General features: G+C 62.5%; 22 protein-coding genes. 15 read left to right on the top strand and 7 right to left on the bottom strand.

Annotation, left to right across the window (positions count from 1 at the left end):
• The 3 genes from NKI37_RS03800 to NKI37_RS03790 all read left to right on the top strand — a co-directional run.
• Window positions 1-342: oligopeptide/dipeptide ABC transporter ATP-binding protein (locus NKI37_RS03800; protein WP_352790694.1), on the top strand; the 342-nt coding region annotated here is incomplete at its 5' end.
• Window positions 343-484: 142 nt separating this feature from the next.
• Window positions 485-712 carry a hypothetical protein gene (locus tag NKI37_RS03795; RefSeq protein ID WP_023668191.1) on the top strand — a complete coding sequence of 76 codons (228 nt, stop codon included), beginning with the start codon at window positions 485-487 and terminating at the stop codon, window positions 710-712.
• The gene (locus tag NKI37_RS03790) at window positions 709-1,146 is read left to right on the top strand and encodes a TA system VapC family ribonuclease toxin (protein WP_023668192.1); all 438 of its coding nucleotides are present in this window, start codon (window positions 709-711) and stop codon (window positions 1,144-1,146) included. The genes NKI37_RS03795 and NKI37_RS03790 overlap by 4 nt, the downstream gene beginning before the upstream one ends.
• Window positions 1,147-1,202: 56 nt before the next feature.
• Here NKI37_RS03790 and NKI37_RS03785 read toward each other — a convergent pair whose 3' ends face one another.
• Entirely contained in the window at window positions 1,203-1,793 is a 591-nt protein-coding gene (locus tag NKI37_RS03785; protein WP_352790692.1) for a transglycosylase SLT domain-containing protein, read from the bottom strand.
• Between the two features lie 216 nt (window positions 1,794-2,009).
• On the opposite strand from NKI37_RS03785, the gene NKI37_RS03780 reads away from it, so the two are divergent.
• Window positions 2,010-3,548 (top strand): trimethylamine methyltransferase family protein, encoded by a 1,539-nt coding sequence (locus NKI37_RS03780; RefSeq protein ID WP_023821802.1) that lies wholly within the window; start codon window positions 2,010-2,012, stop codon window positions 3,546-3,548.
• A 78-nt stretch (window positions 3,549-3,626) separates the two neighbouring features.
• The gene (locus tag NKI37_RS03775; RefSeq protein ID WP_023712071.1) at window positions 3,627-6,068 is read left to right on the top strand and encodes a GcvT family protein; all 2,442 of its coding nucleotides are present in this window, start codon (window positions 3,627-3,629) and stop codon (window positions 6,066-6,068) included.
• A 97-nt stretch (window positions 6,069-6,165) separates the two neighbouring features.
• Here the strand turns inward: NKI37_RS03775 and NKI37_RS03770 are convergent, their stop codons facing one another.
• Entirely contained in the window at window positions 6,166-6,558 is a 393-nt protein-coding gene (locus NKI37_RS03770; protein WP_023707718.1) for a DoxX family protein, read from the bottom strand.
• A gap of 208 nt (window positions 6,559-6,766) precedes the next feature.
• Between NKI37_RS03770 and NKI37_RS03765 the strand changes: the two genes are divergently transcribed.
• Window positions 6,767-7,255 (top strand): hypothetical protein, encoded by a 489-nt coding sequence (locus NKI37_RS03765; RefSeq protein ID WP_023705593.1) that lies wholly within the window; start codon window positions 6,767-6,769, stop codon window positions 7,253-7,255.
• A gap of 75 nt (window positions 7,256-7,330) precedes the next feature.
• On the opposite strand, the gene NKI37_RS03760 is transcribed toward NKI37_RS03765, so the two are convergent.
• Window positions 7,331-8,107, bottom strand: a complete 777-nt coding sequence (locus tag NKI37_RS03760) for a VOC family protein (RefSeq protein WP_023823190.1) — start codon at window positions 8,105-8,107, stop codon at window positions 7,331-7,333.
• Window positions 8,108-8,299: 192 nt separating this feature from the next.
• Between NKI37_RS03760 and NKI37_RS03755 the strand changes: the two genes are divergently transcribed.
• On the top strand, window positions 8,300-9,019 hold the full coding sequence (locus tag NKI37_RS03755) for a gamma-glutamylcyclotransferase (protein WP_023668199.1): 720 nt from the start codon (window positions 8,300-8,302) through the stop codon (window positions 9,017-9,019).
• A 68-nt stretch (window positions 9,020-9,087) separates the two neighbouring features.
• Here the strand turns inward: NKI37_RS03755 and NKI37_RS03750 are convergent, their stop codons facing one another.
• Complete coding sequence (locus NKI37_RS03750; RefSeq protein WP_155923166.1) at window positions 9,088-9,492, bottom strand: hypothetical protein; 405 nt, start codon at window positions 9,490-9,492, stop codon at window positions 9,088-9,090.
• Between the two features lie 252 nt (window positions 9,493-9,744).
• On the opposite strand from NKI37_RS03750, the gene NKI37_RS03745 reads away from it, so the two are divergent.
• The 7 genes from NKI37_RS03745 (at window position 9,745) to NKI37_RS03720 (ending at window position 14,836) form a co-directional block, all read left to right on the top strand.
• Window positions 9,745-11,112: an NAD(P)-dependent oxidoreductase gene (locus NKI37_RS03745; RefSeq protein WP_352790688.1), complete on the top strand. Its 1,368-nt coding sequence runs from the start codon at window positions 9,745-9,747 to the stop codon at window positions 11,110-11,112.
• Window positions 11,105-11,428, top strand: a complete 324-nt coding sequence (locus NKI37_RS31920) for a hypothetical protein (protein WP_023729384.1) — start codon at window positions 11,105-11,107, stop codon at window positions 11,426-11,428. The genes NKI37_RS03745 and NKI37_RS31920 overlap by 8 nt, the downstream gene beginning before the upstream one ends.
• A gap of 109 nt (window positions 11,429-11,537) precedes the next feature.
• The gene (locus NKI37_RS03740; protein WP_023668203.1) at window positions 11,538-11,891 is read left to right on the top strand and encodes a hypothetical protein; all 354 of its coding nucleotides are present in this window, start codon (window positions 11,538-11,540) and stop codon (window positions 11,889-11,891) included.
• 59 nt (window positions 11,892-11,950) lie between these two features.
• Window positions 11,951-13,264 (top strand): NAD-dependent dihydropyrimidine dehydrogenase subunit PreA, encoded by a 1,314-nt coding sequence (gene preA / locus NKI37_RS03735; RefSeq protein WP_023729383.1) that lies wholly within the window; start codon window positions 11,951-11,953, stop codon window positions 13,262-13,264.
• Between the two features lie 109 nt (window positions 13,265-13,373).
• Window positions 13,374-13,892, top strand: coding sequence for an RrF2 family transcriptional regulator (locus tag NKI37_RS03730; protein ID WP_023668205.1), 519 nt, complete (start codon window positions 13,374-13,376; stop codon window positions 13,890-13,892).
• Window positions 13,893-13,923: 31 nt separating this feature from the next.
• Entirely contained in the window at window positions 13,924-14,382 is a 459-nt protein-coding gene (locus tag NKI37_RS03725; RefSeq protein ID WP_023668206.1) for a carboxymuconolactone decarboxylase family protein, read from the top strand.
• 76 nt (window positions 14,383-14,458) lie between these two features.
• Window positions 14,459-14,836: a DoxX family protein gene (locus tag NKI37_RS03720; protein ID WP_023733101.1), complete on the top strand. Its 378-nt coding sequence runs from the start codon at window positions 14,459-14,461 to the stop codon at window positions 14,834-14,836.
• A gap of 2 nt (window positions 14,837-14,838) precedes the next feature.
• On the opposite strand, the gene NKI37_RS03715 is transcribed toward NKI37_RS03720, so the two are convergent.
• Both NKI37_RS03715 and NKI37_RS03710 read right to left on the bottom strand, forming a co-directional pair.
• Window positions 14,839-15,561 (bottom strand): SDR family oxidoreductase, encoded by a 723-nt coding sequence (locus NKI37_RS03715; protein ID WP_352790686.1) that lies wholly within the window; start codon window positions 15,559-15,561, stop codon window positions 14,839-14,841.
• On the bottom strand, window positions 15,558-16,397 hold the full coding sequence (locus NKI37_RS03710) for an SDR family oxidoreductase (protein WP_023733100.1): 840 nt from the start codon (window positions 16,395-16,397) through the stop codon (window positions 15,558-15,560). Before NKI37_RS03710 ends, NKI37_RS03715 begins: the two co-directional genes overlap by 4 nt.
• A gap of 99 nt (window positions 16,398-16,496) precedes the next feature.
• Here NKI37_RS03710 and NKI37_RS03705 point away from each other — a divergent pair, with 99 nt between their 5' ends.
• A complete protein-coding gene (locus tag NKI37_RS03705) occupies window positions 16,497-17,369 on the top strand; it encodes a helix-turn-helix transcriptional regulator (protein WP_023697054.1) in 873 nt (290 codons plus the stop codon).
• 9 nt (window positions 17,370-17,378) lie between these two features.
• Here the strand turns inward: NKI37_RS03705 and NKI37_RS03700 are convergent, their stop codons facing one another.
• Window positions 17,379-18,008 carry a TetR family transcriptional regulator C-terminal domain-containing protein gene (locus NKI37_RS03700; protein WP_023705585.1) on the bottom strand — a complete coding sequence of 210 codons (630 nt, stop codon included), beginning with the start codon at window positions 18,006-18,008 and terminating at the stop codon, window positions 17,379-17,381.
• Window positions 18,009-18,022: the final 14 nt, after the last annotated feature.

Genomic DNA, 18,022 nt, shown 5'->3' with positions numbered 1-18,022 from the left:
GCCGACACCAGCGTGGTCAAACGGCACATCGTGCTCGAAGGCGATATCCCGTCGGCGATGAACCCGCCGAGCGGCTGCCCGTTCCAGACGCGCTGCGGCTACAAGAGGCTGGTGCCGGACAATCTGTGCGAGACCAAGGTGCCGCCGGTGAAGCATCTCGGCGATGGCCATATGAGCCTGTGCTGGCTGTCGGACGATGTGCTGGCGACGATGGAGCCGGTGATCAAGTTCGACAGGGAACACGCAGCGCATGAGGGCGTGCCGGAAGACGCACCGGATGGGATCGGCCCCGGTTTCGCCGGCGAACCGCCGAAGCGCCCGCATGGCAAGAAGCCGAGCTGACCAGCCATAGAGGCAATGCCGCTCGTTGGCGCATTGCCGCAGCGTCGCCATAGCTCAAGGAACGACAGCTACGTTCGCTTGAATATTGCTGTCCATTGCTTTATGTGATGCGTGATGTTTGATGCGCCATAGGGAGCATATTGTGAGAACCACACTTGCAATCGATGACGATGTCCTACTTGCGGCCAAGGCCATGGCGCGACAGCAGGATCGCAGCGTTGGCGACGTCATTTCCGATCTGGCTCGCCGCTCACTGCGCAGGCCCCCGACCGGCGGTGAACGCAACGGCATCCCCTTGCTTGCATCGCGGCCCGACGGCCCGATGGTCGATCTCGAAATGGTCAATGCGCTTCGCGACGAATTGCCGTGACCTTCCTGCTCGACGTCAATGTGTTGATTGCGTTGATCGATCCGGCTCACGTCGCGCATGAAGATGCCCATCGGTGGTTCCAATCCTCCGGGCATTTATCATGGGCAACATGTCCCATTACCGAGAATGGCGTCATCAGGATTGTAAGCAACCCGAAATACCCCAATTCTCCGGGTTCGCCCGCCGTGGTGGCGCAGGTTGTCGGCAAGCTGCATGCCCTTTCAGGACATCAGTTCTGGCCTGACGAGATCAGCCTTGTCGGTTCCAACGACATCGATGCAGCCAGGATCCTCACCCCGGCACAGGTAACGGATAGCTATCTGTTGGGACTCGCCAAGGCGCGTGACGGCCAATTGGCGACGTTTGACCGAAAGCTGTCGACGGCAGCGGTAAAGGGAGGGAGGTCGATCCTCCACCTGATCCCAAGCGAATGAATTGCTGAGTTCCGCTTCGATCGCAAACTGCGTGGCTGCAAGACCGCTTGGCAACGTCAGCTGCCGCATTGCTGCAGCTGTTCGGCATAGTCGCGGGCCATCTTTTCGGTCGCCCTGGCATAGCCCTGCACGCCGGCATCGCCACGGTTACCGCGGCCGTAGGCGGTCCAGCCAAGATAGTAGGCGAGATAGAGATTGTAGGTGTCGTTGCGGGCGACGCCGAACGTGTCTGATGTCTTGGAATGATACCAGCCGACGAAATCGACGGCATCGGCAAACTTGGTCCGCCTCGCCGCCCAACTGCCGGTTTCGCTCTGATATTGCGACCATGTGCCGTCGAGCGCCTGCGAGAAACCGGTGGCTGACGAGACATGTTTCCACGGAATGAAGCCGAGCAGTTTGGTACGCGGCGGCTTGGCATTGCTCTTGAAACCGGATTCCTTGCGCACCGTCGCCATCAGCACAGGGACGGGGACGCCGTATTTCTGCGAGGCGCGCTCGGCGGCCGACTGCCAGTTGTCGAACCAGCCGTCGTTCTGGTCGAAGACGGCGCAGACATTGTTGATATGGTTGGGCGGCGTCGCGCAGGCCGGCAAAGCCAGCAGCACGCCAACCGCTACAATTTTACTCAAACTCGAACTACACATTGGAAAACGAATAGGCCGAAATCATAAAGGGAATCTTTCGGCGTTTCTTAACGGCTTGCCGGCCCGCTGCGCTCAGGGGGCCTGTATCATTATTCCGACCTTTCGCGTCGCCTTTATCTCCGTCAGAATTCAAAAATGCCGCCTTGGCTAAAATCACGTCCGCGAAGGGCGGATTTCTGACAGCGATGTCCGGATGCCGGCGCTCTGATGCCAGGCATGAATGAACCAAGACGCAAGCGCGGCGCGGAGCGAACCAGCAACCGGGGGCCTGCCGCCATCCCGCAACTTCCACTGCGGCGGGTGACCAATCCCTATCCGCCGATGGCGATGCTCTCAGTCGACCAGGTCGAAGCGATCCACGAAGCTTCGATGCATATTCTGGAAAATTTCGGCATCGAGGTAATGTCTCAGCGGGCGCTGGCGCTGTTCGAGAATGCGGGCGCAAAGGTCGACCATGCGACCGCGAATGTCCGCATCGACCGTGGCCTTGTGGCCGAGGCGCTGAAGACCACGCAGTCCAGCTATCGACTGACGCCGCGCAACCCCGCCAACACCATTCATCTCGGCGGCAACACGATCAATTTCACCCTCGTCGCCGGGCCGCCCAATGTGCACGACATGGAGCGCGGCCGGCGCGCCGGAAACTTGCACGACTATGCCGATCTGACCCGGCTGGCGCAGCATTTCAACTGCATCCACATGCTCGGTAACCAGGTCTGCGCGCCGGTGGAACTGCCGGCCAACACCAGGCACATGGATACCTATTTCACCAATCTGACGCTGACCGACAAATCGTTCCATGTCTCGGCGATCGGACGAGGCCGGGCGCTGGACGGCATCGAGATGATGGCAATCGCGCGCGGGCTGACGCTGGACGAGATGCGCGATGATCCCGGCATTGCCACCATCATCTCGGTCAACTCGCCGCGGCGTTTCGACGAGATGATGGCCGAAGGGCTGATGACCATGGCTGAGTTCGGCCAGTCGGTGGCGGTGACGCCGTTCACGCTGATGGGCGCGATGAGCCCGGTGACGCTCGCCGGCGCCCTGGCGCAGCAGAATGCCGAGGCGCTGTTCGGCGTGGTGCTGACGCAACTGGTGCGCCCCGGCGCGCCGGTGATGTACGGCGCCTTCACCTCCAACGTCGACATGAAGTCGGGCGCGCCGGCCTTCGGAACGCCGGAGAACACCAAGGCCAACATCGCCTCGGGGCAATTGGCGCGGCGCTATTCTCTGCCCTACCGCACGACGCCGGGGTCGGCATCGAATGCGGCGGACGCGCAAGGCGCCTACGAGACGCTGATGGCGCTGTGGGGCGCTGTGCTTGGCCACGGCAACCTCGTCTATCATGCCGCCGGCTGGCAGGAAGGCGGGCTGACGGCATCGTTCGAAAAGCTCATCATCGATGTCGAGATGATCCAGCACATGATGGAATTCCTGCGCCCGATCGTCGTCGATGAGGCGGAGCTTGCTGTCGAGGCGCTGGGCGCGGTGCCGACCGGCGGCCATTTCTTCGGCGAACCGCACACGCTGGAACGCTATGCCACCGCCTTCTACCAGCCGATGCTGTCCAACTGGCAGAATTACGAGGCATGGCAGGAGGCCGGCGGCCTCGACACGACGGCGCGCGCGACCCGGCTGTGGAAGAAGGCGCTGGAAGACTATGTCGAGCCGGTGATGGATATCGCCGTGCGCGAGGCGCTGGAGGAGTATGTGGCCAGGCGCAAGGAAGCGATCGGGCAGGGCGAGCCGTGACTTTTTCAGCGTCGGCGCGCGGCGCTGCCTTTCTGATTCACCTTATCTCCTCAACTCATTGATAATAGAGCAAAACTCATGAAATCGCATGCAAAGGTCGTGGTCATTGGCGGTGGCGTCGTCGGGTGCTCCGTGCTGTTCCATCTGGCGCGTCATGGCTGGACCGATGTCGTGCTTTTGGAGCGCGACGAGCTGACCTCCGGCTCGACCTGGCATGCGGCCGGCGGCATGCACACGATCAATGGCGACCCCAACGTCGCCAAGCTGCAGAAATACACGATCTCGCTCTACAAGGAGATCGAGGAGCTGTCGGGACAGGCGACCGGCGTGCATCTGACCGGCGGCGTACTTCTGGCGGCGACCGAGGCGCGGCTCGACTGGCTGCGCGGCGTCGTCGCCAAGGGGCGTTACCTCGGCATCGACCTTGAGGAAATATCGGCCAATGAAGCGGCCGAGCTGATGCCGCTGCTCGACCCGAAACAATTCGTCGGCGCCGTCCGCAACAAGGAGGACGGCCATCTCGATCCCTCCGGCGTGACGCATGCCTATGCCAAGGCCGCGCGGAAACTGGGCGCCGAGGTCGAGCGCTTCACCAAGGTCGAGGACATTGTGCGCCGGCCCGACGGCATGTGGCGCGTCATCACCAACAAGGGCGAAGTGGTGGCCGAGCATGTTGTCAATGCCGGCGGGTTATGGGCGCGCGAGGTCGGCCGCATGGTCGGGCTGGAGCTGCCGGTGCTGGCAATGGAGCACATGTACCTGATCACCGAGGATATGCCCGAGGTGGCGGCGTGGAACGCCAAGACCGGGACGGAAATCATCCATGCCGTCGATTTCGACGGTGAGCTGTACCTGCGCCAGGAGCGCGGCGGCATGCTGATGGGCACGTATGAGAAGGCCAACAAGGTCTGGTCCGAATTCCAGACACCGTGGAATTTCGGCCATGAACTGCTGGAGCCGGATATCGACCGCATCGCGCCGTCGCTCGAAGTCGGCTTCCGGCATTTCCCGGCCTTCGAGAGGACCGGCATCAAGCAGATCATCAACGGCCCCTTCACCTTCGCGCCGGACGGCAATCCGCTGGTCGGGCCGGTGCGCGGCCTTCCGGGCTTCTGGGTCGCCTGCGGGGTCATGGCGGGCTTTTCACAAGGCGGCGGCGTCGGTCTGGCGCTGTCCAACTGGATGATCGAGGGCGATCCCGGCGCCGACATCTGGGCCATGGATGTGGCGCGCTATGGCGACTGGGCGACGATGGCCTACACCAACGCCAAGGTGCGCGAGAATTATTCGCGCCGCTTCTCGATTCGCTTTCCCAATGAGGAGCTGCCCGCCGGGCGGCAGCTGAAGACGACGCCGATCTACGATTTGCTGTCGGCCAAGGGTGCGCAATGGGGTGTGTCCTATGGGCTGGAAGTGCCGCTGTGGTATGCGCCCGAGGGTGTCAGGGACGAATTCTCGTGGCGGCGTTCCAGCGATTTTTCCCATGTCGCCAATGAGGTCGCGACGGTTCGTGAAAGCGTCGGCCTGGCGGAGATTTCGAACTTCGCCAAATACAAGGTGACGGGAGAAGGGGCGGCCGCTTGGCTCGACCGGATCTTTGCCTGCAAGTTGCCCAAGCCAGGCCGCATGACGTTGGCGCCGATGCTGAAGGATGACGGCAAGCTCATCGGCGATTTCACGCTGGCCAATATCGGTGCCCCCAATTCCAACGGGACCGAGTGGTTCATCGCCGGCTCCGGTATCGCCGAGCAGTATCATATGCGCTGGTTCGAGGCGCATTTACCTGCGGATAGCTCAGTGCGCATGGAGGCGCTGGGGCAGAAACTGACCGGTCTGGCGATCGCCGGACCCAAGGCGAGGGAGGTGCTGGCAAAGGTCAGCCGCGCGGATGTCGCCAACACAGCATTCCCCTTCATGGCCGTCGCGAAAATGGACATCGGCATGGCGCCGTGCCTGGTCGGCCGCGTCAGCTACACCGGCGATCTCGGCTACGAGATCTGGGTGGCGCCGGAATATCAGCGCGCTGCCTTCCAGGCGTTGATGGCGGCAGGCGCGGAATTCGGCCTCGGCCTGTTCGGCTCGCGCGCGCTCAATGCGCTGCGGCTGGAGAAAAACTACGGCTCATGGGCGCGCGAATACCGGCCGATCTACGGGCCGCTGGAGGCCGGGCTCGACCGTTTCGTCGCCTATGGCAAGGATGCCGATTTCATCGGTAAAACCGGCGCTCTTGCCGAGCGCAAGCAGGGCGGCAAGCTCAGGCTGCGCACATTTATCCTCGATGCCGACGATGCCGATGTCATCGGCGACGAGCCGATCTGGTACGGTGGCGCGGTGCGCGGTTGGGTGACCTCAGGCGGCTATGCGCATCACTCGAAAAAATCCGTCGCCATCGGCTATGTGCCGAAGGAGATCGCAGACAAGAGCGACGGCTTCGAGATCGAACTTTTGGGCAAGCGCCACGCGGCGCGCGTTCAGGCAGCGCCGCTCTTTGACGCGAACTTCGAGCGAATGCGCGCCTGAAGCGCTTCGGCTTCGCCGAGGCGCTTCAGAGTCTTGTTTTGTGCAAGTCGTTATCCCAAAACCGCTGCGCACTTTTGGGCGACATGCATCAGGCGCGTCAGGTGCTGCGGCGGTTGTCGAGCGCGAAGGCGCCGGCGCCGGCAAACACCAGATAGAGGAAGATGAAGCAGAAGGAGATTGCCGCGTCGCCGCTGTTGTTGACCGGGAAGAAGTCGCGCGGGTAGTGCGCCATGAAATAGGCGATGGCCATCTCGCCGGCCAGAAGGAACGCGACCGGGCGGGTGAACAGACCGAGCGCCAGCAGGATGCCACCGGCGAACTCCAGGATGCCTGCCGTCGCCGTCAGGCCGCTAAGAGCGTGAGGCTCGGCGCTGACCGGAAAATTGAACAGTTTCTGCGAGCCATGCTCGAGGAACTGCAGGGCCGTCATGATGCGCAGGACGCCGAGTGCCTGCGGCTGAAATCTGGCGAGACCGTCAAAAAGCTTCATCTAAACTCCATTTTTCCAACCCTGCGGCCCGGCCATAAATTATCACCCGGCGCTGGACCATTCACTTCGCGTGGCCTGTCATCAACAATCGGTGATTGGAAATCACTTCCAGTCTGGACTTCAAAATTTGTTCTCGTTATGGTTGCATACAGCTCGTTTAAGTTGTATGCCTGCGTGTAGACACTCCAAACCAAACGGGTTCCTAGCCATGAAAAAAGTCGCCGTCAGCCTGTTCGCAATTCTCGCAAGCACCAGTTTCGCCATGACCGCTGATGCTGGCTGCGATGCCTTCAAATGGCCGGTGACACGCGAGCAGGAACTGTTTCCGGCTGCGCCCGCCGCGCAGTCCGGTGCCTCTCTTGCTTTCGGCGAAGCCGCGGATATGGCGCTGGAGCCGGTCGATGCGGTCAGCTTCACGGTCTCACCGCAACGCGCGCCGGCAGCCGGCACGTTCGGCGCGACGGCAAACGTGGCGGTGCCACCGGAAGGAGAGCTCCAGATCAGCCTGTCCGACGAGGCCTGGGTCGACGTCATTCAGGATGGCCAAGCCGTGAAATCAGCGGGTTTCACCGGCGTGAAGACCTGCCCCGGCATCCGCAAGAGCGTGCGCTTCAAGCTGACGCCTGGCGCAGCCACGATCCAGCTCAGCGGCGCCAGGAAAGAGAACCTCAAGGTCGCGGTGCTGGCGCCGGAGTGACCGCGCCCGGACGCGCCTCTCATCGCACCGGCAGTGCGATGAGAGCAGTTCCGTGCAGGCGAGTACCGGAGGGGATCAGCGGCCCGGCGCGATCAGCGCGAAATAGGCGCCTTGCGGATCGGTGAACTGGGCAATCCATTGGCCGGTCGGCACCGGCATCGGACCCATGACGATCTTGCCGCCATTGTCGGTGACGCGTTTGGCGGCTGCGTCGATGGCATCGACATTGAAGTAGAACAGCCAGACCGGTACCGGCAGCTGTTGCGGCTTGTTCATGATGCCGCCGCCGGATTCAGGGCCGGCCGAGAAGGTCTGATAGATGCCCATCTCGCCGACGTCCATGCTACCGGCATCGGTCCAGCCGAACTGGCTTGAGTAGAAATCGAAGGCCTTCTGGCGGTCGGCCGCATAAAGCTCGTGCCAGCCGACATGGCCCGGCGTCGTTGCCGGAAGGACGGGCTGGTCGGGCCCACTGGGCTGCAGGAACATGAAGGCGGCGCCTTGCGGGTCGGCGACGACGGAGAAGCGGCCGACGCCGGGAATGTCGTCGGGTTCGCGGTGAACAGCCCCGCCGGCGGCTTTCAGTGCCTCGGTCGAGGCATCGGTATCGCTGGTGTGGATATAGCCGAACCAGGCCGGCTTCAGACCCGTCCTGGCTGCTTCCTCGGGCAGGGTCATCAGCCCGCCGACGCCACGCTCGGCGGAGTTCACCACGATATAGCGCGGCATGCCGGGCGCCTTGTCGAAGGGCTCGGCCCGCCAGCCGACCACGCTGGTGTAGAACGCTTGCGCCGCATCGAGGTCGCTGGTCATCAACTCGTACCAGAAGAAGGGCATTGGGGATCTCGGCATTCTCGGTCTCCTCACCTATGCATAGATCGTCGTCCGATCCATCAAAGGACGTTTTCAGCGACGCGAATCCGACAGCGAACCGGAGAAAATTCAACGGCTGCGTTGACACATCGTTCCGCACTTCGCCCCACCGACGCCTTGCACGTGCGGCGGTTTTCGACTTTCCTTGGGCAAACGAGGGGTAGTCGTTTCATGCGCCTTATGTCGCTCACGCCTGAGCTTGTGTCACTGTGTCATCGCGAAGAGGTCGATCCCGGACCCGACTGCAGTTGGACGCAGCTGAACGATGAGGATTTTCGCACGCTTGCCTTACGGCTCTCCGACGAAGCCGATGCGGGGCCGTTATGGGTGTTCGCCTATGGCTCGCTGATCTGGAAGCCGGCTTTCGAGCCCGTCGAACGCCAGCGCGCCACTGCGTTTGGCTGGCATCGCTCCTTCTGCCTCGACATGGTGCGCTGGCGCGGCAGCGTCGCGCAGCCGGGGCTGATGATGGCGCTCGAACGCGGCGGCCGATGCGACGGCGTCATCTACCGCCTGCCCGACGGCGACAAGCCGCAGCAGATCGAAAGATTGTTGCGGCGCGAGATCGACGACCATGAGAGTGTCAGCTCGGTCCGGTGGGTTCCCGTGCGCACGGAGCAGGGCCGGATACGGGCGCTCGGCTTCTGGGTCGGGGTGACGGGCAGGGGAACCTCGCTTGGGCAGCCGCTAGATCGGGTGGCGCGGGTGTTGGCGCGGGCCTGCGGCCATGTCGGCTCGGGTGCGGAATATCTCTACAACACCGTCAGCCACCTCGAGGAATTCGGCATCCGCGACCGCAATCTGTGGCGGCTGCAGCAACTGGTTGCCGACGAGATCAGGTCGATTCATGGCGGCCCCTCAGATGCCAGCCTACAGCTGGCACCTTCGTAGCGAACAGCCACCAATCTTGGCCTGTGCCGGAGCGTATGCGGTTTCAAGGCGTTTCGCTCCTCGGGTGATCAGATCCAAGAAGGAGTGGCTTCACGAGCAATGACCTCAACCGTGCATTCGAGACTGAGCAGCAGAAAATGCGTACAGTCTACTGTCGGGCCAAGTGTCGATCGCAACCAATGCGAGTTCTCCACTCGCAGGATCGGCCACCTGTAGGAGGCTTGCCTGCCAGATCCAATCAATGGGATCGAGGTGTCCGCACGGATTTTGGTCAGTCCCAGCATGTCATCATGGGCAGCCAGGGCTACTACCCCTTGAAAATCGATCTTGAGAGTTCGTTCCGATGTCCCGAAGTCGCCTTCGACGGTCAGCTCAAAGTTATTGTCGGATTTTAGACGCCACACCTGACAGGCAGCCAGAGGTAAATCTCCCACGGGCTCCCACCGGTGAGCCGTCTCCCTATCATCGGTCATCGTCTTCTCCGTTGAATGAAAGCCGCGCATCGTGCTCAAGCGCCCTATCATTTCGCGCTGGCCTGGAACAGCTTGCCGCGACTTGGAGCTTGTCGCGCTCCCCTCTTTGAGGACGCAACCGTCACTCATAACATGAGCAGCTAAATCATATTATCAGCTAGTCTTTTCAGCGGCTTGGGTCGAAAATTGACCAATTGATAAAAAAATAAAACGTGCTAGCCTTTCCCAAAACGAAAACATGGGGAACTGACGATGCCAGAAGGCCAGTTCAAGGACGGCATTGCCGGCGGCCGGCTTGCCGCCGACCAGTACGCCGAGAATTTTTCCGACCTGCATCCGCCGCTCGATCACCACGAGGCGCTGGTCGAATCAGACCGCTGCTATTTCTGTTACGATGCGCCGTGCATGAATGCGTGCCCGACCTCGATCGACATTCCCCTGTTCATCCGCCAGATATCGACCGGCAACCCGATCGGTTCGGCCAAGACGATTTTCGACCAGAACATATTGGGTGGCATGTGCGCCCGCGTCTGCCCGACCGAGACGCTGTGCGAAGAGGTCTGCGTGCGCGAGGTGGCGGAAGGCAAGCCGGTGCAGATCGGCCGCCTGCAACGCTACGCCACCGATGTCGCCATGGCCGAGCACAAGCAGTTTTATCCGCGCGCTGAATCGACCGGCAAGTCGGTCGCCGTCGTGGGCGCCGGACCGGCCGGTCTTGCCGCGGCCCACCGGCTCGCCCGCCAGGGCCATGACGTCACCATTCTGGAAGCCCGCCCGAAGGCCGGCGGCCTCAATGAATATGGCATCGCCGCCTACAAGAGCATCGACAATTTCGCCCAGGCCGAGGTCGACTATGTCATGGGGATCGGCGGCATCGATATCCATAACGGCAAGGCGCTCGGCCGCGACTACCAGCTGTCGGACCTGATCCTGAATTACGATGCCGTCTTCCTCGGCATGGGGCTAGGCGGCGTGAATGCGTTGCGCGCGGATGGCGAGGACGCCGATGGCGTTGTCAATGCGGTCGAGTTCATCGCCGGGCTACGCCAGGCCAGCGATCTCGCGAGCCTGCCGGTCGGCCGGCGCGTCGTCGTCATCGGCGGCGGCATGACGGCGATCGATGCCGCGGTGCAGTCGAAGCTGCTCGGCGCCGAGGAGGTGACGATCTGCTACCGGCGCGGCCAGGAACACATGAACGCTTCCGAGTTCGAGCAGGATCTGGCAGCCGCCAACGGCGTCACCATCCGCCACTGGCTGCAGCCGAAGCGGGTCATTGTCGAAGGTGGCAAAGTGTCGGGCATCGAGCTCGAATACACAGCGATGAACGGCGACACGCTTGTCGGCACCGGCGAGCGGCTGACGCTGGCCGCCGACCAGGTGTTCAAGGCGATCGGCCAGAGCTTTGTGCCGGCGGCACTTAACGGCAGCGGTGCTGCGATCGAACTCGAAGCCGGCCGCATCAAGGTCGACGCAGAAGGGCGCACCTCGCTCGCCAATGTCTGGGCCGGCGGCGACTGCATCTTCGGCGGCGACGATTTGACGGTCTCGGCCGTCGCGCAAGGCCGCGACGCGGCGGAGAGCATCAACCGGGCACTGGCTGGAGGAAGCTGGAATGCCTAACGTCGTCAAGTTCGTTGGAGCTTTAAGCACGAGCCTGTTGCTGTTTTCTGCCAACGCCTCGGCGGCTCATCGTGTGACCAGATATTTTGATCAACCGGACGTTCGCGCAGGGGAGGCGTTCTCTCCTATGCTTGGGTGCGGGAACGAGGAGCTCATCTCTGGAGGTTACGCGCTTGATATCCCGCCGGCCAACCCTACTGCGTTGGTTGTATCGGCAAGTTATCCGTTTAGCGACCATGTGTGGCAGGTCGTCGTCCGAAACGTTTCGAGTGAGCCTGTAGCAGTTCAGATGACTCTTGTTGTGATCTGTAGCTAGCGGAGAGAGTTATGACCGACATCCGCAACAATTTCGTCGGCATCAAATCGCCCAATCCGTTCTGGTTGGCCTCGGTAAAGCCGACCCGCTTGATCAACCGGGCACTGCGATGATCGCGCCGATCCTCGCTGCCGTCATCGGCACCGCGGCAATGCCGGCGGCTTCACCGGACTATTGGCTCTATACGCAATGGTGTGACGCGAAGGGTGAAGAGCGGATGTCCGTCGAGGCATCCGGTGTCGGCTTCAGCGAGCACACGATCTGCCAATGGACATCCGGGCCGCCAAGCGGCGATCATGTTGAGACAAGGATTTCATGCGCCAGCGTCTATCTCAACGGGGACGAGACCGTGCGCATGGATGAAAAAATGGTCGGGCTGGAAGCGCGCAAGGGCGATCCGGACCAGATCACGGTAACGGTCGAAGGTGAACCGCCATCGGTTTTTCTTCGATGCGAGGAATGATCCGATAGGCAACGCTTTAAGGTGGCGGTAAGCCCGCCACGGCCAGAGGAGAAAGACCCATGGCAGACATTCGCAACAATTTCGTCGGCATCAAATCGCCCAATCCGTTCTGGCTGGCTTCGGCGCCGCCGACCGACAAGGCCTACAATGTCATCCGCGCCTTCAAGGCGGGCTGGGGCGGCGTCGTGTGGAAGACGCTGGGCGAAGAAGGTCCGCCGGTGGTCAACGTCAACGGCCCGCGTTATGGCGCGATTTGGGGGGCCGACCGGCGCCTGCTCGGCCTCAACAATATCGAGCTGATCACCGACCGCGATTTGCAGGTCAATCTGCGCGAGATCAAACAGGTCAAGAAGGACTGGCCCGACCGCGCCATCGTCGTCTCACTGATGGTGCCATGCGTCGAGGAAAGCTGGAAGGCGATCCTGCCGGTGGTCGAGGAGACCGAAGCCGACGGCATCGAGCTCAATTTCGGCTGCCCGCACGGCATGTCGGAACGCGGCATGGGCGCGGCTGTCGGGCAGGTGCCTGAATACATCGAAATGGTAGTGCGCTGGTGCAAGGCCAACACCCGCATGCCTGTCATCACCAAGCTGACGCCGAACATCACCGATGTGCGCAAGCCGGCGCGCGCCGCACTCTCCGGCGGAACCGACGCGGTGTCGCTGATCAACACCATCAACTCGATCACCGGCGTCGACCTCGACAGTTTCGCGCCGCAGCCGACCATCGACGGCAAGGGCTCGCATGGCGGCTATTGCGGCCCGGCGGTGAAGCCGATCGCCATGAACATGGTGGCCGAGATCGCCCGCGATCCGGAAACGCGCGGCCTGCCGATCTCCGGCATTGGCGGCATCACCACCTGGCGCGATGCGGCTGAATTCATGGCGCTCGGCGCCGGCAATGTGCAGGTGTGCACGGCGGCGATGACTTACGGCTTCAAGATCGTGCAGGAGATGATCGCCGGTCTCGAAAACTGGATGGACGAGAAAGGCCACGCCTCGCTCAACGACATTGTCGGCCGCGCCACGCCCAACGTCACCGACTGGCAGTATCTCAACCTCAATTACATCGCCAAGGCGCATATCGACCAGGACGCCTGCATCAAATGCGGCCGCTGCCACATCGCCTGCGAGGACACTTCGCACCAGGCAATCACCAACATGGTCGACGGCGTCAGGCATTTCGAGGTGATCGAGGCCGAATGCGTCGGCTGCAATCTGTGCGTCAATGTCTGCCCGGTCGAGAACTGCATCACCATGGAGCCGCTGGCCGCCGGCGTCATGGACCAGCGCACCGGCAAGCCGGTGTCGCCGATCTATGCCAACTGGACGACGCACCCGAACAACCCGATGGCCAAGGTGGCCGCAGAGTAGGGAACGGGTCGAAGAAAAAAGCGGCGCTTTCGAGCGCCGTTTTTCATTTTACTATTGCAGATAAAATCTATCTAGGATAAAAGATATCCATGAATGGGAGCGCAACATCGTGAAACTGGGCGAGGGTGTAGAAGCGGCCATCCATTGCGCGGCCACACTGGCCAGCGTGGAGGGCAACAGCACGATACCGGGTGCTGCTTTGGCAGAGTCCTTCGGCCTGTCGCCGAGCTATCTGCTGAAACATCTGAACCAGCTGACTGCTGCGCGCATCCTGGAATCGGTGCCGGGACCGGCGGGCGGCTACCGGCTGGCGCGTCCGGCCGAGCGCATCACGCTGCTCGATATCGTGCTTGCGGTCGAGGGTCGCGAGCCGGCCTTCCGCTGCGGCGAGATCCGCCAGCGCGGCCCGGTCAAGATCGATGCTTCGGCCTATGTGAAGCCGTGCGGTATCAATGCCGCGATGCTGAAGGCCGAGCGCGCCTATCGCGCGGCCCTCGCGGAAACCCGGTTGTCCGACATCGTGGCTGATTACAAGGCCGAAGGCGATCCGCGATCATTTGCCGCCAGCTGTGCCTTTGTCGCGCGCCATCAGCGGCCGCAGAAACCCGCTTCGACCAAACAGATTTAATCCCCGCCAAACAGATGTGAAAGGAAAGACGATGAAACAGAGACTGCAATTCTTCGCCAAGGCGCCTGAGATCATGAAAGCCGTGTCGGCGCTCAACAAGGCGGTCGACGAATGCGGGCTTGAAGTGAGCCTGCTGCATTTGATCAAGCTCCGCGCCTCGCAGATCAATGGCTGCTCCTACTGCGTCGAGATGCACAGCCGCGAGGCGAGGCGCGATGGCGAAACCGAGACACGGCTCTATCTGGTTTCGGCCTGGAAGGAGTCGCCGCTGTTTTCCGAGCGCGAACGCGCGGCGCTTGCTTGGACCGAGGCAACGACCCTGATCGCCAACAATGGCGTTTCGGACGAACTCTATGCCCGCACGCTAGAGCACTTCTCGGAAGAGGAACTGGTCAAGCTGTCGGTCGCGATCGGCATGATCAACACCTGGAACCGGCTCTGCATCCCGTTCCACGCCATTCACCCGATGCCGGCGGCCAAAGCAGCCTGACCGTGCGGTTAGTCATGGAGCGCCGTGGAAAGGGCGGCGCTCCACCTGTTTCATGCTTAAGTACGGGGAAGATTTCATGCCTGTCGATTTGCCTTCGACCCTGTTGTTTCTCGGCCGCCTGTTGCTTGGCGGCGCCTTCGTTGTCGCGGGACTGCGCAATGTTCAAAACGAGGCGTTCCTGACCGGGCTGATGGCCGCGCGCGGCGTGCCGCAGGCGAGACTGGCGTTGTGGGCCGGCATCGTCCTGCAGACCGTTTCCGGCGCGCTGGTGATGGCCGGCCTGTGGACCGCGATCGCCAGTGCTGTGCTGGTGCTGTTTCTCATTGTCGCGACGCCGATGTTCCACAATTTCTGGGACCATCAGGGCCCGGACCGGGCCTCGCGCATCAACGGCTTCGTCGGCAACGTCGCCCTGGCCGGAGGCTTTCTCACGCTGATCGCACAGTCGCTGTAAGGTCACGCCGCGAAGCGCAAACCGCCATCGCAGGTCAGCACTTGGCCGGTCATGAAGCCGTTGGAGACGAGAAAGGCGATTGCGCCGGCGACGTCCTCGGCGCGGCCGATCCTGCCCACCGGGGTTTTGCCGGCATATTCGCTGAACACCGCCTGCCGCTGGTCTTCGGCCAGAAAATCCCACCATGGCGTGTCGATGACGCCGGGCGCCACGACGTTGACGCGCAGAGGCTTCAGTTCGACCGCCAGGATCGGCACCACCGTCAGCAGCATGCCGTTGACGGCGGCAATGCCAGCCACGCCGGGCGCCGACAATTGGGCGGACACCGCCGAGATGAAGGTGACCGATCCCGATCTGTCGAGCGTCGGCAAGGCAGACTGCAGGCAGGACAGCTGCGGCCGGACTTTCTCGTCGACGCCGCCGGCGATGTCTGAGAGGTCGAGGGTTTCGAACGGCCCAAGTCCCTTGCCGCCGCTGGCGGCCAGCACGAGGTGATTGAACGGTCCGAGTTCCCCAAAGAACTGGCGAACTTCGTCCGGCTTCGAAGCATCGAAGGCAGCTTTTTCGGCGGCGCCGCCGAGGCTCTTCCAGGCGCTGGTGAGCTTGTCCTGGTTTCGTCCGGTGATGGTCACCTTCATGCCTGGGCCCAGCAGTTTTCGCGCCGTTGCCAGGCCGATGCCGGATGAGCCGCCGATGACGACCGTGTGTTCGATCTTGCCGGTCATGAATGCTGTTCCTTCGATTTTGCGGAGACTTGGCCGACGAGGTCGAGGCTCAGGGCTCGCAATTGCTGTCTGGCCTTGGCGTCATAGGCTTGTGCGTCGGCGCGGGATTCCTTTTGGCCATCGAAATAGAGGCCACTGCGGCCCTCCAGCGCGGGCGATGTCGCGAGGTTGAGAATGGCGTCGGCGCCGGTCTCGACCGAACTCCATGGCGTCACGCCAGTCTGCTTGACCATGGTGGTGTTCATGTAGCTCGCCGGATGCAGCGCGTTGACGGTGACGCCGCTGCCTTTCAACTCTCCGGCGAGGTCGATGGTGAACAGGATCTGCGCCAGCTTGCTCTGGCAATAGGCGCGCACGCCGTCATAGGAACGGGTCAGCATGACATCGCCGAAATCGATCGCCTGCTGGCCGGCCGAAGCGACGTTGACGATGCGCGCCGGCGAACTCGCCTTGAGCAGCGGCAGCAGTTCCGAGGTCAGCAGGAAACCGGCGAGATAGTTGACGGCAAGGCGCAGTTCGAAGCCGTCGGCGCTGAGCTGTCGCTTGGCGCCGGCCGTGCCGATGCCGGCATTGTTGATGAGGATGTCGAGCCGGTCGGTTTTTGCGCGTACGGCCTCGGCAAGGCGGCGGACCTCGGCTAGCGAGGCGAGGTCGGCGGCGAGGTACTCGGCTTTGCCGCCGGCGGATTCGATTTCTGCGACGGTTGCCTTGCCGCGAGCCGCGTCACGGCCATGCACCAGCACGCGCGCGCCGCCGGCGCCCAGCCTTTGCGCGACGACACGGCCGACGCCGTCGGTCGAACCGGTGATGAGGATTGTCTTGTCTTTCAGATCCATATTCAGAGCCTCCATCTCTCTGGATGGAAGATGGGGCGCCTGACCCAGCCCAAACAGTTCAAACTTTATCCTGGTATCAATACTGCTATAATAGTTCTCATGGATGCCCCCACGCACTCCGCTGAAGACAGCCGCCGGCGCGAGCTTGGCGCCTTCCTGCGCTCGCGCCGCGAAAGATTGACGCCGTCCGCCACCGGCATCGCGACCGGTCTGCGGAGACGCACGCCCGGCTTGCGTCGCGAGGAAGTGGCGATGATCGCCGGCGTCGGCACCACCTGGTACACATGGCTAGAGCAGGGGCGCGAGGTCAGACCCTCGGTGGAGGTGCTAGCGGCGCTCAGCGAAGCGCTGCGCCTCGACGCCGTTGAAAGGCGGCATCTGTTCATCCTGGCAGGCCGCCAGCAACCGGAGAACCGCGTGGCTGCGCCGGAAAAGGTCGATGGCCCGCTGATGCATATGCTGGAGAGCCTGGTGCTGCAGCCGGCCTATGTCGTCGGGCGGCGCTGGGACGTGCTGGCCTGGAATCCGGCGGCGGTAGCGGTGTTCGGTGATTATGGCCTGCTAGAGGGCGACGCCCGCAACATCGTCCACATGGTGTTCACCAATCCGCATCACCGGCGCCTGCTGGTTGACTGGGAGCAATTGGCGCGCACCGTGCTGGCCTCGTTCCGGGCGGAAAGCGCCCGCTATGTGGGCGATGCGGATTTCGAGCGGCTGATCGTGCTTATGACGCGCTCAAGTCCGGAGTTTCGCGACTGGTGGCCGCAACGCGACGTGGCACGCCGATTGTCGGGGGTGAAACATGTCCGACATCCGAGCGCCGGCGCCATGACGTTCGAGCATATGAGCCTGTCGATCGACGACGGCTCGGACATGAAGCTGATCGTCTACACGCCGCTGGCCGAACAGAATTCGATCGAGAAGCTGCAGAATTTGCTTGAGGCGATGCCGGCGGAGCGCCGCAGCGCCTGACGCCCAAGGTCAGCCCTTCGGCTTCAGCCCATCAATGAACAACTGCTCCAGAAACCGCGCCGCATCCTCGAAGCGGCCGTCGCTGCCGCGGTCGGGCCCGAGCACCGCGCGGACCTGGACATCGAAATCGGCATAGTGCTGCGTCGTCGCCCAGATCGAAAAGATCAGGTGCCAGGGATCGGTGCGGGCGATTTTTCCGGCGCGCATCCAGCCCTTGATGACGTTGGCCTTCTCGTCGACCAGCGTTTTCAGCTCACCCGCCAGCAGCGGCATGATGCGCGGCGCGCCTTGCAGGATCTCGTTGGCGAACAGCCGGCTCTCCCTGGGAAAATCACGCGCCATTTCGAGCTTGCGCCGGATGTAGCTCCTGAGCTCGGTCAGGGGGTCGCCGATGTCGTCGAGTTCACGTAGCGGCGCCAGCCAGGTCGCCAGCAGCCGCTCCATCAGCGTTTCGTGGATGTCTTCCTTGCGGCGGAAATAATAGAGCAGGTTCGGCTTCGACATCCCCGCGGCCTCGGCGATCTGGTCGATGGTCGAGCCGCGAAAGCCGTTGGTGGAGAAGACTTCGAGCGCTGCTTCCAGGATCAGTTCGCGCTTTTCCTGCTGGATGCGGGTGCGGCGAGGGGCTGAGCCTTCCATGGCGCCGCTCACCC

This window comes from Mesorhizobium sp. M0626 (assembly GCF_040320665.1).
Classification (GTDB): Bacteria; Pseudomonadota; Alphaproteobacteria; order Rhizobiales; family Rhizobiaceae; genus Mesorhizobium.
This window is presented reverse-complemented; position numbering and strand designations above follow the sequence as displayed.